The organism is Tamlana crocina (genome assembly GCF_012037625.1).
This window is the reverse complement of record NZ_JAAVJS010000574.1, coordinates 1-342: the sequence shown is the minus strand read 5'-3', so window position 1 is coordinate 342 and position 342 is coordinate 1. Positions and strand designations below refer to the sequence as shown.

Annotated in this window: 1 protein-coding gene; it reads left to right on the top strand. The window is 40.9% G+C overall.

The window, feature by feature from the left end:
• Positions 1–50 precede the first annotated feature (50 nt).
• On the top strand, positions 51–342 hold a 292-nt coding region (locus HC176_RS18100; RefSeq protein ID WP_209309811.1), incomplete at its 3' end, for a nitrogen regulation protein NR(II).

The window sequence follows — 342 nt, the reverse complement described above, 5'->3', positions numbered from 1 at the left end:
TGCAAAGCGCCAATGAAGAGCTGACGAGCCTTAACCAGGAACTGCTGAGTATGAACAGAAATCTCACTACAGCTAAAAATTTTGCAGTTGATATTCTTAAAACGGTGAGGGAACCCTGGATCGTGCTTGACACTAATCTCAGGATCAAGTCTGCAAACGAGGTTTTTTACAAGACCTTTAGAACTTCTGAAGCTGCAATAGAAAACAAGTCTCTCCTGAGTTTTGGAAGCAGAGACTGGAATTTGCCTAAGCTTGAAAGGCTGCTGAAAAAAGTTTTGAATGAGAAAACTACAATCAAAGACTATGAAATTACGCAGGAATTTCCAGTGCTGGGGGAAAGAA